The organism is Photorhabdus caribbeanensis, from assembly GCF_018448885.1.
GTDB classification, from domain to species: domain Bacteria; phylum Pseudomonadota; class Gammaproteobacteria; order Enterobacterales; family Enterobacteriaceae; genus Photorhabdus; species Photorhabdus caribbeanensis.
Window position 1 is genome coordinate 56,809 of sequence record NZ_RCWB01000006.1, and the last position, 13,504, is coordinate 70,312.

Sequence of the window (13,504 nt, forward strand, 5' to 3'; positions counted from 1 at the left end):
TAACCTATAACAACAATATTGTTTTCAGAGAAAACAATCAGGTTATTAACAAAATACTGGTTTTTTATCCGGTATTTTGCCAAATTTAAAGTGGATCGGACTGACATATGGACAATTACTGTCAAAGTTAACTCGCGCATCACATTCGAATTTAAAAATGGTGATGCTTACATTTCATTAAATCCTCTTAAGAGTGGGATAGAAGTAGAATAAAGCTAGAGGGTGTAGCGAGCGTCCACACTCAAAAACTCTCGTATACTTTCTAACCCCTTTATACTTTTTTATGTTGTTGTTTTACAAAGAAATGTGTTGTAAGTGACTGAAAAAAAAGCCCTAAAAAGGGCCTGAAAGACGGGATGGTGTTTGTTTTTCAAACATAACACATTGTAATAAAAGGATTTATTTAAGTAAGTGTCCACACCTTGACCACATCGACATAAGCCCCGATTTTTTTCGGGGCTTCAGGACATTGGTAATGCAGCCTCATTTGCTGCACACTTGATGTATTAACTATTAATACATTGGTGAAATATGAGAAAAATTACTACTGTCAGTATGAGCGAACAGCTTGACGGGTTCGTACAGCGCATGATTGAAAGTGGCCGTTATGGAAATGCCAGTGAAGTTATACGTTCGGCGCTGCGTTTGCTGGAGCAACAAGAAGCTTACGATGAGATTGTACGTAAGGCGGTTATTGCTGGCTTGGAAAGTGGGGAAAGCTCGCTGACCCTACGGGATATAGCGGAACAACGGAAACACAGACATAATGTATAAGCTCACGAATCAGGCTGCTGAAGATTTTGCTGGGATTTATGATTATACAGGTGAAGCTCAGGCTGACCATTATACGGAGGCACTGGAAGCATTTTTTGACACGCTAGCTGAGATGCCACATATAGGGAGGGAATACCCATCTGTCCCAGGTGTAATGCGGGTTGAGTTTCACCGCCACACGGTTTTCTATACTATCCGGGATACCGATATTCTGATTGCGCGTATCCTTCATCAACAGATGAATCACCCCCGTTATCTCCCTTGAGCGGGCGGGAGCTACGTTGTGCTATGCATCAAGCCAGCGTAGCTGTCTCGTCCTGCGAGTTGCCATTGCTGATCGCAATGCTTTGTTGTTAGAACAAGCATTTTATATTACAGGAGAAGTGAAAATAACGTCCCAGCAGGGGATTAGACCGGGTTAATGAGGAAAATGGAGACATTAATGAAAGAAACAAACCCCGTTATTTTCAACGAAGTTTGTCAGCAGTTTGAAACCCTTCATATATGTATGAGGGGTTATAAGCCCTTTACGGGAAAAATTTTTAACAAAGCCCCTCGGCCATGCCAATATACAACAAACTATGGCGTATGCTCATCTGGCACCCGACTATTTGCAATTTGCAATCACGTTAAACCCACTGAATGGCGGCATGGAAATTTAGCAATCCTAAGCAACCGTAGCACTCAAAAGTGTCCACACTAGTGTCCACACTTGAAAATTTCCACGCTACTTACAGTTGCTTGTAAAACTTTTATCTGATTGATTTTAAAGTGAATTAATCTTAGCCAGATAAAAAAATCCCGCCATAAGGCGGGGGAAAAGACAGGGATGGTGTCTATGGCAAGGAAAAATTCTCGTTTGCTACTACTCTACTGCTATGGGTATTACAAATCAGTTCGGTAACTGGGACATACGCTGCCGATAATGCTGTTCCAATTGTGCTTGTTGCTCAGGCGTCAACAGTTGGTACATCAGATGATGGATACGGACCATTTCTACCTGACGTTCCACATTACATCTGAGCATCTTTTCAATCAGGGCTTTTACTGCTACCTCGTCAAAATCTTTCGCAGTGACTAGCTTGCGCATCTCTTCTCGCTCTGCGCGGCTCATTGACATCGATGAACGCGGTTGGTGTTTCTGCCCTACCAAATCACGCATCTGTTGACGCTGCTGCTCAGTTAAAGTGATACCGCTGAACATATGGTCGTTGTCACCAATATCATTACGATAATGATAGTTTCCTACATTTTTATAATCGCAAGGTGCACAATTGTCGGGTACCGTAGCAGCGTGTATTGTACTTGCTGTCCCAGCTAAAGATGCTACTGAGCCAAGAACAAACATTGACGCTAAAACTAACGCTGCTATGTTACGCATTAAACAACTCCTCGTTTCCCCGAACGATGCTATTAGGTCCAATGTGGACAACTATACCTACGCGGCTGCAAACTAGCGTCAAAGGCTTGTAAAAGAACGTAAAGTCGTGGAATAGCAAAGTTTGTTATCGTATTTTTGTTCTTGGAGGAAGTAATCGATGCATAAAATCCTATTAGTTGATGATGACCGTGAACTGACATCACTATTAAAAGAATTACTTGAAATGGAAGGATTTAACGTTGTGATCGCTCATGACGGAGAGCAGGCATTAAAATTCCTTGACGACTCAATCGACTTACTACTACTCGATATTATGATGCCACGTAAAAATGGCATTACGACATTAAAGGAGCTTCGTCTGCACCATCAAACTCCAGTCATTATGCTGACAGCGCGAGGAAGTGATTTGGATCGTGTTCTGGGCCTAGAATTAGGGGCGGATGACTATCTTGCCAAACCATTTAATGATCGTGAGTTAGTGGCGCGTATACGTGCTATTCTTCGCCGCTCAAACTGGAGTGAGCAACAACAAACAGACAGTGGCTTACCTACGCTTCAGGTCGATAACCTGCAATTGAACCCTGGCCGACAGGAAGCCAGCTTCGCTAATCAGATCCTCGATTTAACCGGTACTGAATTTACCTTGCTCTATTTATTAACCCAACATTTAGGCCAAGTTGTTTCCCGCGAACATTTGAGCCAGGAAGTATTAGGTAAGCGGCTCACCCCGTTCGATCGAGCAATCGATATGCATATCTCTAACCTACGCCGTAAATTACCTGAGCGGGAAGATGGTCAACCTTGGTTTAAGACTTTACGTGGACGAGGATATTTAATGGTGTCTGCGACATGATAAACAGTTTAACGGCACGCATCTTCGCAATTTTCTGGTTTACTCTGGCATTAGTCCTCATGTTGGTATTAATGGTGCCGAAACTGGATTCCAGACAACTAACCTCTCTGCTGGAAAATGAATACCGGCAGGGAGTTATGCTGGAACAACATATCGAAGCAGAATTAGCTCAAGATCCCGCTAACGATTTACTTTGGTGGCGCCGTTTATTTCGCGCGATTGAAAAATGGGCTCCCCCAGGTCAGCGCCTGATACTAGTCACCAGCGAAGGGCGAGTTATTGGTGCACAAAGAAGTGAAATGCAAGTTGTCCGCAACTTTATTGGACAATCAGATAACGCCGATCACCCGAAAAAGAAAAAATATGGCCGCTCTGAAATGTTAGGGCCCTTTTCCATTCGAGATGGTGAAGATCACTATCAACTTTATTTAGTACGTCCAGCGAATAGTCCACAATCAGATTTTATTAATCTGATGTTCGACCGGCCACTATTACTATTAACTGCCACGATGTTAATCAGTGCTCCCCTCCTATTATGGCTGGCATGGAGTTTGGCTAAACCTGCCCGCAAATTAAAAAATGCCGCCGACGATGTTGCTAAAGGTAATTTACGCCAACATCCAGAACTGGAAGCCGGCCCACAAGAGTTTCTGGCCGCCGGTAACAGCTTCAACCAAATGATCAGTGTATTGGAAAGAATGGTCACTGCACAGCAACGGCTAATTTCTGATATCTCCCATGAACTACGTACACCTCTCACCCGCCTACAACTTGCCACAGCATTACTCCGTCGACGTTATGGTGAGAGTAAAGAGCTGGAAAGAATTGAGACAGAAGCCCAACGGCTAGACAGCATGATTAATGATCTGTTAGTGCTCTCCCGCAGTCAGCATAAAAATGAACTGTTGAGAGAAAACATCAAAATGACAGATTTATGGAACGATATTCTTGATAATGCCCGCTTCGAAGCTGAACAGATGGATAAAACCCTTGAAGCAACCTTACCACCGAGTTCTTGGGCAATTTACTGCAATCCATTAGCACTTGGCAGTGCTTTTGAAAATATCGTGCGTAATGCCTTACGCTACTCCCACCACCATATTGCGGTCGCATTTCACACTGATAATCAAGGGATCACCATTACCGTTGATGATGACGGTCCGGGCGTCAACCCGGAAGACCGCGAACACATATTCCGCCCTTTCTACCGTACAGACGAAGCCCGTGATCGGGAATCCGGCGGTACTGGCCTTGGTTTAGCAATTGTTGAAACCGCGATTAACCAACATCGCGGTTGGGTACGTGCTGAGGACAGCCCACTCGGTGGCTTACGCTTGGTTATTTGGCTACCGCTTCATGGCCGGTAATACAGATTTCCACTAAGCTTATTATTAAAATTTATTAAATAAATAAACTTTATTTATGCTTGACCCAATAAGTCTGACGGTTTAACCTCCCCTATTATTCATTAAAAACATTTATCTTTAATTGCTTTTCTATTACAACATACAAAAGCACTGACAAATCAAAACAGTAGATAAAATTATAAGATTCTATAGAGTTCTGGGAACCAATAACCTAGTGCGGTAGCTTTGTTATTACCTTATTTATTATTTCAGAAATATATCTTACACAATCTATTTAAAATAGCCTGTTAAAGTTTCACTTGCCAAATAAAACTTATGAAAATAGATAGCATACTATTAAAAACCAAATGTAATGTATTTTCACAATTTCATTTTTAAGTCATCATCTTAAAAGGCAAAATATGTCCTCACTCAACATTCTCACCGAGAAATTTGATAATAAAACCGCCACCATTGCCATTGTTGGTCTGGGTTATGTTGGCTTACCGTTAATGCTCAGATATAACGATATCGGTTTTAACGTCATTGGTTTCGATATCGATCAAGAAAAAACAGATAAATTAAATCACGGCCAAAGTTACATTGAACATATTCCCGCGGCCAAAATCAGCAAAGCGATAAAGACCGGTTTTGAAGCCACCACGGATTTCACCAAAATCGCGCAATGCGACGCCATTATTCTTTGCGTTCCAACGCCGTTAAATAAATACCGTGAACCCGATATCAGTTTCGTGATTAACACCACGGACAGGGTGAAACCGTATTTAAGAGCCGGACAAGTCCTCTCCTTAGAAAGCACTACCTATCCGGGCACCACGGAAGAAGAGTTACTCCCCCGGGTTGAAGAAAGCGGATTAAAAGTAGGTGAAAATATCTTTCTGGTCTATTCACCCGAACGGGAAGATCCCGGCAACCCCGATTTCGAAACCCGCACCATTCCTAAAGTCATAGGCGGTCATACTGAAAACTGCTTAAAAGCCGGTATCGCCGTTTATCAACACGCCATTGACCAGGTTGTTCCCGTCAGCTCAACCAAAGCCGCCGAGATGACAAAACTCCTGGAGAATATTCATCGGGCGGTCAATATCGGCTTAGTCAACGAAATGAAACTGGTTGCCGATAAAATGGGGATTGATATCCACGAAGTGATTAGAGCCGCGGCAACCAAACCCTTCGGCTTCGTTCCCTATTATCCCGGCCCCGGATTAGGCGGCCACTGTATTCCGATTGATCCCTTCTATTTAACCTGGAAAGCCCGAGAATATGGTATCAATACCCGCTTTATTGAACTCTCCGGTGAAGTCAATTCCTCCATGCCCGATTATGTGGTCAATAAAACCGTATTAGCCCTTAATAAAGCGAATAAATCCATTAATGGCAGCCGCATTTTAATCCTCGGCATCGCCTATAAAAAGAATGTGGATGATATGCGAGAAAGCCCCTCCGTGCATATTATGGAAAAATTAAGAGGATTAGGAGCCAATATTGAATATGCCGATCCGCATGTTCCGGTCTTCCCAAAAATGCGGGAACATCATTTTAATTTAATCAGCCACCCTGTCACTGAAAAGAGTCTCAAAGACTTCGACTGCGTTATTTTAGCCACCGATCACGATAAATTTGATTATGAATTAATTATTAATAACGCCAAATTAGTCGTCGATACCCGTGGCAAATATGCACCCCATCACAGAAACATTATCAAAGCTTAACTTAGGAAAAGATATGCTGAGTATTATCAAAGACAGAAAGATAAGATTTGCTTTAGTCGGTTGTGGGCGGATCGCTAAAAATCATTTCAACTCTCTGGAAATACATCAAGACACGGCTGAATTAGTGGCCGTCTGTGATAACAATCAAAACGCATTAAATGCGGCGGTAGAAAAAACCGGTGTTCCGGGTTTTAGCGACTTAAATACGATGCTGGATAACATCACCGCCGATATCATTATCCTGACCACCCCCTCCGGCCTGCATCCAGAACAGGCGATGGCCTGCTTTGATAAAGGCTTTCATGTTGTCACCGAAAAGCCGATGGCCACCCGGCTGGCTGAGGGGGAAAACATGGTTAAAGCCGCGGACAAAGCCGGAAAACACCTCTTTGTCGTCAAACAAAACCGCTTAAATGCCACCCTGCAATTACTGAAACGGGCGGTTAGTGAAAAACGGTTTGGCAAAATTCATCTGGTCCACCTCAATGTTTTCTGGACCCGTCCCCAAGCCTATTACGACCAGGCCGCCTGGCGGGGCACCTGGGAATTTGATGGCGGCGCCTTCATGAATCAGGCGAGCCACTATGTGGACTTAATTGAATGGTTAATCGGCCCGGTCAAAGATGTTCAGGCCATGACCTCGACCCACTTAGATATCGAAACGGAAGATACCGGGGTACTCAATATCCGCTGGCGGGATGGCACATTAGGCTCAATGGCTGTCACCATGTGTACTTATCCTCAGAATCTTGAAGGCTCCATCACCATCTTAGGGGAAAAAGGCACAGTCAGAGTGGGGGGATTAGCCGTCAATGAAATCCAGGCATGGCATTTCGCTGACGAAAAAGAGTATGACCAGCAAGTCAAAACCGCCAATTACGAAACCACTTCGGTGTACGGATTTGGTCATCCGCTTTATTATAAAAATGTCATTGAGGTGATGAAAGGCGAAGCCAAACCGATAACCGATGGCCGGGAAGGACTAAAATCATTAGAACTGCTTATCGCGGCCTATCTCTCAGCCAGAGATAATAAAACCGTTTCTTTGCCTTTAACCTATTAAACCTGTGGAACCGGTCTCATGTCAGCGGAACACGTAATGATACATCCCAGTGCCATTGTCGATGCCGGGGCACAAATTGGGAAAAACAGCCGTATCTGGCATTTCACCCATGTTTGTTCTGGCGCCCAAATTGGCGAGGGTTGCTCCTTAGGACAAAATGTCTTCATTGGCAATCGAGTCACCATCGGCAATCACTGCAAAATACAAAATAACGTCTCGGTTTATGACAACGTTCATCTGGAAGACGGGGTATTTTGTGGCCCCAGCATGGTATTCACCAATGTTTATAATCCGCGTTCATTGATTGAAAGAAAAAGTGAATATAAAGATACGCGAGTAAAAAAAGGCGCCACCTTAGGCGCCAACTGTACCATTGTTTGTGGCGCCACCATTGGCGCCTATGCCTTTATTGGCGCCGGCGCAGTAGTGAATAAAGATGTTCCCGATTACGCCCTGATGGTCGGTGTGCCGGCCAAACAAATTGGCTGGATGAGTGAATTTGGCGAACAATTAGATTTACCGCTACACGGACAAGCCACCGCCACCTGCCCGCACACCCATCATATTTATCAACTCAATAACAACATTGTCGTGCGCATTAAATAATCAAGGACCAAGGCATGCAATTTACCGATCTGGCAGCACAGCAGCTTAAAATTAAAGATAAAATTGACGCGAATATCCAGAAAGTATTAGCACATGGAAAATATATTTTAGGGCCCGAAGTCGCCGAATTAGAAGACAGACTCATTGAATACACCGGGGCGCCATATTGCATTACCTGCGCCAATGGCACCGATGCGCTACAAATTGCCTTAATGGCGATTGGCATCAAACCGGGCGATGAAGTGATTACCCCGGGCTTTACCTACATTGCCACCGCCGAAACCGTTGCGCTACTGGGCGGGGTTCCGGTTTATGTTGACGTCAAACCCACGACGTATAACTTAGATCCGGCGCTACTTGAAGCGGCGATTACCCCGAAAACCAAAGCCATCATCCCGGTTTCCTTATTTGGTCAATGTGCCGATTTTGACGAAATCAATGCCATCGCCGAAAAATATCACCTGACCGTAATAGAAGACGCGGCCCAGAGTTTTGGCGCCACGTATAAAGGGAAACGCTCCTGTAACCTCACCACAATTTCCTGTACCAGTTTCTTCCCCAGCAAACCGTTGGGCTGTTACGGTGATGGCGGGGCGATTTTCACCCACGATGAAGAACTGGCAAAAACTATTCGTCAAATTGCCCGTCATGGCCAAGACAGACGATACCACCATATCCGAATCGGGGTGAACAGTCGTTTAGATACCCTGCAAGCGGCTATTTTACTGCCCAAACTGGAGATATTTGATGAAGAAATGGCAATGCGTCAGCAGGTGGCAGAAAACTATAATCAAGCGTTAAACAACATCGGCATCATGACCACGCCGTATATTGAGCCCCACAATCTTTCGGCCTATGCGCAATATACTCTCCGGGTTAAAAACCGCGATGAATTGCAACGCAGATTAAAAGAACAAGGCATTCCAACCGCAGTGCATTACCCAATTCCCCTGAATAAACAACCCGCGGTGGCGAGTAATATTACCCTGCCTATAGGAGACGAAATCGCACAAGAAGTCATTAGCCTGCCCATGCACCCCTATTTATCCATAGATTTAATTAATAAAATTGCTAGTTCAATTTAAAATCTATGAATTACAAACTATTGAGGAATATATCTGGCTTATTACTCTCATCATTATTCAGCCAGATATTATTATTACTATCAACGCCGATATTAACCCGACTATTCTCACCTGAAGAATTAGGTACTTATGCTTCATTTTCATCGCTTTTAAGTGTTTTTGCCGTCGGTGCTTGTCTTCGTTATGAATTTTCAATCAGTGCATCAGGAAAAACACGTGAAATTAATTCCTTAATTACATTATCTTGCATTATTCCAATAACCATTAGCTTAATAGTTATCACTGCTTTTGCGATATCTAATATCTCAGAAAAGATAATTATAGGAAACTATATATACTATATCCCACTGGGTATTATCACCTATGGGTTTTATCGTGCAGTGAGTTTCAATAGTATAAGAGACCGGCAATACCATGCACTCTCTATCACTAAAATAACACAAACCGTCGCCATGATTAGCACTCAAATCATGGGTGGCATTACTCATTTAGGCGCAAGCAGTCTCATCTTAGGTCAAATATTAGGCCAATCATTAGGTGTTCTATTTCTAAGCAAAAGATCCAAATATCGTTTAATTATTAACAAACATGAATTTAGAAAAATAAAGCTGCTTGCTCATAAATATTATAAATTTCCTGTTTATGATTTTCCTGCATCTCTAATTAACACATTGAGTAATGAACTACCTCAATTATTTATCATGTCCACTTATGGGCTAAGATCCGCAGGATTTTATTTAATTGCCTCTAGAATATCAGGCGCCCCCATTACATTATTAACCCAAACCGTTTCGTCTATATTACAAGGATATTTAAAAGACACGATTACATCACCTTTTTTAAAGATAAAAAAAACATTTTATTGCCTAACACTCATTGCTGTTTTATTTGCTATAGTGACATATTTCACAGGCATACCCATCATAACCTTTATCTTCGGTGAAGAGTGGCATGAATCAGGAAAATATCTATTATGTTTAATACCGCACTTATGCGGGCAAATAATATATTCATCGTTATCGATATATTTATCCATTTATGAACATCAGAAAAGCAATTTATTTATTCAAACAATATCGATTATATTAAGATTAATCGCTCTCCTTGCCGGATATCTATTAGGCGATATTTATCTTACCCTGTTATTATTTTCACTCACAAGTTTTATTCTTTATATGACAAGTACGGCTTATATTTTAAAATTATCTTTCATACGTAAAGAAGGTTAAAATGAAGAAAAGCAAAAATATAATAGAAATAATTCCCTATATCATTATTGTAATGATTGTAAGCTATACATTTAATAAATATGCTTATGAGCTGGATGAATTCAACGGTAATGTGAGAACTTTCGTCATGAAAGGTAAATTCACTCAACGCGAATTTAATAGCAATGGTTTTCCTTTATCACACTCACCTCATATTCCAGAGCCATTCTTATCCCCATTTTATGTTGTCCACTATGGCCTGATATACTCTTCTTTAGGCTTAAATAAAGATAATATCAATATATTATGGCGAACTGATTCATCTTTACCCGGATGGAATATACCGCCTCCGAAATTCAGTCAAAAAGAATTGGTCGCTAACTTTAAATTTTCAGCCGACTGGTTATTAAACAATATAAAATTATTTCATGGTGAAAGTCATTACTTATATGATTTTGACTGGTCATATAAAGGCTACAAAAATAATAAACTCTTTGCCCCCTGGTGGTCTGGGCTAACAGATGCCTATGCCATTATTCTCTTATTAAGAGCTTATGACTATTTTGGTGATGATAAATATTTGCTAACTTCGAAACGACTCTACCAATCATCACTAGCACCTATCCATAAAGGCGGCAGTTTAACAACGTTAGACAATATGCCGTGGATTGAAGAATATGTTGATCCTCAAGCCAACTCAGACCAATTGGCTTTTGTATTAAACGGCATGATCTACTCTACTTATGGCATTGAATCCTTTGAGAATTATTTAAATATAGATGAAAATGCCAGAATATCCGATAAATTATATAAATCAATCAGTCACAATATATTTAAGTTCGACATAAAAAATGAATGGTCCAGCTATGATTTAATTGGTAATCCAAATAACATTAAATATCATAGAATACATACCCTTCTTTTAAAAGATTTGATAGAGAGAAATCAAAATTTCAAAAACAAAGAAATAATAGATTTATATAATAATTGGAATAAATCCGTCGTTAATAGTGGGTATTATTACATAAAACATGGCCCTACGAGTTGGGCATACTATCAATTTATCACTATGTATTTCTTATCTATCTTAGTATTATCACTCATTTACTTCTTTATCAGAAAAAATGCAAAATAATATTAAAATAATCCTGAAAATATTTATCTATCAGGTTATTATCTACCTGAATTCAGTGCTTATATTAGACACATTCCATGAGGTAAGAGGCTATAATATTACCCCTCAAGGTTACTTAAGTATTTTTTTCTGCTGGATATCATTCTTACCGCTCATTTTACTCAACAACCAAAAAAATCCCGTGATGGTCTTTTTATGGTTAATCTATATCACTTACATTATACCGGTATCAATTATATTTCCATTGATTAATTCAGCCTCTATCAACTCAATCATTTTCGTCTGCACAATAAACATATTATTTTTCTCATCAATATTATTCTTTCGGATAATAGATAGAATAACGATGCCAAAACTAAAAATCCCGTGGGATTTATATAAAATACTGATAATAGGGTGTGGTATTATTGTACTCTTATTCGTTTTGAGTAATCCTGGATTAAGTTTAATACCCCCTAACATATTTAAAGTTTATTCGGTGAGACAGCACTTTAAAGACAACACACCGCTGCTCACTATGTACATCATCACCAATGGGGGATATGTTATCTCACCATTACTACTATTAGCTTCACTCTATATAAGAGGTCCAATTAAATATCTCCTCATTACAATAAGTATTTTTATTTCCTATTTAATCTACAGCTCCTCAGGATTAAAAAGCATCGCATTCATGAATCTCGCGGTTATCATTCTATACTTCTATATAAAAGGAACAAAATCGATAAGCAATTCGGTGATAAATATCATTCTCTATTTATTTCTTGCTGCCGGGGTATTATATTTTATTTTCGATTTTTATGATCCACTGATACATTGGCTACGCAGAGTATTCTTCACACCCACATTAAATACCTATTACTTTTACGATTATATCTACAATAACAATAGTGAATTTACGACAGAAGCGCCTCAAATAGTGTCTCAATTATATTATGGTACATCAGGTTCGGCTAATACCGGCTTTATTGGAGATGGCATCGCCAGATATGGCACACTGGGTTTAATCATAAACTTTTTTATATTTAATATATTACTCTTTGCCATGAACCTGAGCTCAAAAAAGGTTCCATTTGAATTTTCAACGACACTCTATTTACCCTTTGTATACACAATATCAAACTCAGCGATTACAGCATTACTACTGACCTATGGGCTGCTGGCATTAAGCATATTATTATTTTTATTCCCGACAAAAACTAACAAAATATCCTTATGAAAATCACACACATGACCTCGGTACATCCACGTTTCGACACTCGTATTTTTCTAAAAGAATGTTCTGCCTTACAAAAAGAACAGGAGGTCTCCCTTATTGTCGCAGATGGTAAAGGTAATGAAACCAAGAATAACATTGCTATCATTGATGTCGGTATATTACCCGGCCGATTAAACAGAATTTTTAAAACAACCGATAAAGTTTATAAAAAAGCATTAGAATTAGACGCCGACATATATCATTTTCACGATCCAGAACTCATTCCTGTTGGACTAAAACTGAAAAAGAGAGGTAAAACAGTCATTTTTGACTCCCATGAAGATGTCCCTAAGCAAATTTTTAGCAAACCTTACTTAAATAAATTTACCCGGGTTATTATCTCTAAACTATTCGCCCTCTACGAAAAATATTCTGCGCCTAAATTTGATGGGATTATTACAGCCACTCCATCAATAAGAGACAAATTCTTAAAACTCAATAACAACACCATAGACATTAATAATTATCCCATATTAGGCGAATTACATAATAAACATGCCAACTGGCATGAAAAAGAAAAACAAGTCTGCTATGTCGGCGGTATTTCTGATATTAGAGGTATAGCCGAGATGGTTGAATCTCTCTCTTACCTCACAACAAATACAGCAATGAAATTAGCGGGCAATTTTTCTGAAAAAACTTTAGAGAATAAAATAAAAAGTATGAAAAATTGGCACAAAATAGATGCGCTGGGATTTTTAAACCGCATAGAAACCAAAGAACTTTTATCTCAATCTATTGCAGGTATCGTGCTATATCACCCACTCCCCAATCATATCGATGCCCAACCCAATAAGATATTCGAATATATGAGTGCGGGTATCCCAGTCATCGCTTCAAATTTCACATTATGGAAAGATATTGTTGTAAAAAACCATTGTGGCATTTGTATCGACCCATTAAACCCTAAAGAAATAGCTAATGCGATAGATTACTTGTCAAATAACCCTGATATCGCGGAAGAAATGGGTCGCAATGGGCTTATAGCAGTCAATGAAAAATACAATTGGGATATTGAACAAAATAAACTTCACAAATTCTACCAACACATTGGACGTTAAT

Annotated in this window: 14 protein-coding genes and 1 pseudogene; 14 read left to right on the forward strand and 1 reads right to left on the reverse strand. The window is 40.2% G+C overall.

Annotated elements, in window-relative coordinates; all coding sequences use genetic code 11:
* Window positions 1–531: 531 nt before the first annotated feature.
* From EAE90_RS06125 to EAE90_RS23660, 4 genes and pseudogenes are all read left to right on the forward strand, one after another.
* Window positions 532–774, forward strand: coding sequence for a type II toxin-antitoxin system ParD family antitoxin (locus tag EAE90_RS06125; protein ID WP_214052748.1), 243 nt, complete (start codon window positions 532–534; stop codon window positions 772–774).
* Window positions 767–1,039, forward strand: coding sequence for a type II toxin-antitoxin system RelE/ParE family toxin (locus EAE90_RS06130; protein WP_214052749.1), 273 nt, complete (start codon window positions 767–769; stop codon window positions 1,037–1,039). The genes EAE90_RS06125 and EAE90_RS06130 overlap by 8 nt, the downstream gene beginning before the upstream one ends.
* Before the next feature lie 16 nt (window positions 1,040–1,055).
* Window positions 1,056–1,196, forward strand: a complete 141-nt coding sequence (locus EAE90_RS06135) for a hypothetical protein (protein ID WP_214052750.1) — start codon at window positions 1,056–1,058, stop codon at window positions 1,194–1,196.
* 120 nt (window positions 1,197–1,316) lie between these two features.
* Window positions 1,317–1,436: pseudogene (locus tag EAE90_RS23660) on the forward strand (site-specific integrase); the annotation flags it as partial.
* Between the two features lie 230 nt (window positions 1,437–1,666).
* On the opposite strand, the gene cpxP reads toward EAE90_RS23660, so the two are convergent.
* Complete coding sequence (gene cpxP / locus EAE90_RS06140) at window positions 1,667–2,155, reverse strand: cell-envelope stress modulator CpxP (RefSeq protein ID WP_214052751.1); 489 nt, start codon at window positions 2,153–2,155, stop codon at window positions 1,667–1,669.
* A gap of 157 nt (window positions 2,156–2,312) precedes the next feature.
* Here cpxP and cpxR point away from each other — a divergent pair, with 157 nt between their 5' ends.
* The 10 genes from cpxR to EAE90_RS06190 all read left to right on the forward strand — a co-directional run bounded on the left by cpxR (window position 2,313) and on the right by EAE90_RS06190 (window position 13,503).
* Window positions 2,313–3,008 (forward strand): envelope stress response regulator transcription factor CpxR, encoded by a 696-nt coding sequence (gene cpxR, locus EAE90_RS06145; protein WP_214052752.1) that lies wholly within the window; start codon window positions 2,313–2,315, stop codon window positions 3,006–3,008.
* Complete coding sequence (gene cpxA / locus EAE90_RS06150; protein ID WP_214052753.1) at window positions 3,005–4,375, forward strand: envelope stress sensor histidine kinase CpxA; 1,371 nt, start codon at window positions 3,005–3,007, stop codon at window positions 4,373–4,375. The genes cpxR and cpxA overlap by 4 nt, the downstream gene beginning before the upstream one ends.
* 401 nt (window positions 4,376–4,776) lie before the next feature.
* A complete protein-coding gene (locus tag EAE90_RS06155) occupies window positions 4,777–6,087 on the forward strand; it encodes a nucleotide sugar dehydrogenase (RefSeq protein WP_214052754.1) in 1,311 nt (436 codons plus the stop codon).
* Between the two features lie 13 nt (window positions 6,088–6,100).
* Window positions 6,101–7,150: a Gfo/Idh/MocA family protein gene (locus EAE90_RS06160; protein WP_214052755.1), complete on the forward strand. Its 1,050-nt coding sequence runs from the start codon at window positions 6,101–6,103 to the stop codon at window positions 7,148–7,150.
* An 18-nt stretch (window positions 7,151–7,168) separates the two neighbouring features.
* Window positions 7,169–7,756, forward strand: coding sequence for an acyltransferase (locus EAE90_RS06165; protein WP_246550408.1), 588 nt, complete (start codon window positions 7,169–7,171; stop codon window positions 7,754–7,756).
* A gap of 14 nt (window positions 7,757–7,770) precedes the next feature.
* Entirely contained in the window at window positions 7,771–8,841 is a 1,071-nt protein-coding gene (locus tag EAE90_RS06170; RefSeq protein WP_214052756.1) for a DegT/DnrJ/EryC1/StrS family aminotransferase, read from the forward strand.
* Window positions 8,842–8,861: 20 nt separating this feature from the next.
* Window positions 8,862–10,070, forward strand: coding sequence for a lipopolysaccharide biosynthesis protein (locus EAE90_RS06175; protein ID WP_246550410.1), 1,209 nt, complete (start codon window positions 8,862–8,864; stop codon window positions 10,068–10,070).
* Between the two features lies 1 nt (window position 10,071).
* A complete protein-coding gene (locus EAE90_RS06180) occupies window positions 10,072–11,184 on the forward strand; it encodes a D-glucuronyl C5-epimerase family protein (protein WP_214052758.1) in 1,113 nt (370 codons plus the stop codon).
* Window positions 11,185–11,920: 736 nt separating this feature from the next.
* On the forward strand, window positions 11,921–12,403 hold the full coding sequence (locus tag EAE90_RS23665; protein WP_246550412.1) for a hypothetical protein: 483 nt from the start codon (window positions 11,921–11,923) through the stop codon (window positions 12,401–12,403).
* 11 nt (window positions 12,404–12,414) lie between these two features.
* Window positions 12,415–13,503 (forward strand): glycosyltransferase family 4 protein, encoded by a 1,089-nt coding sequence (locus EAE90_RS06190; protein WP_246550415.1) that lies wholly within the window; start codon window positions 12,415–12,417, stop codon window positions 13,501–13,503.
* Window position 13,504: the final 1 nt, after the last annotated feature.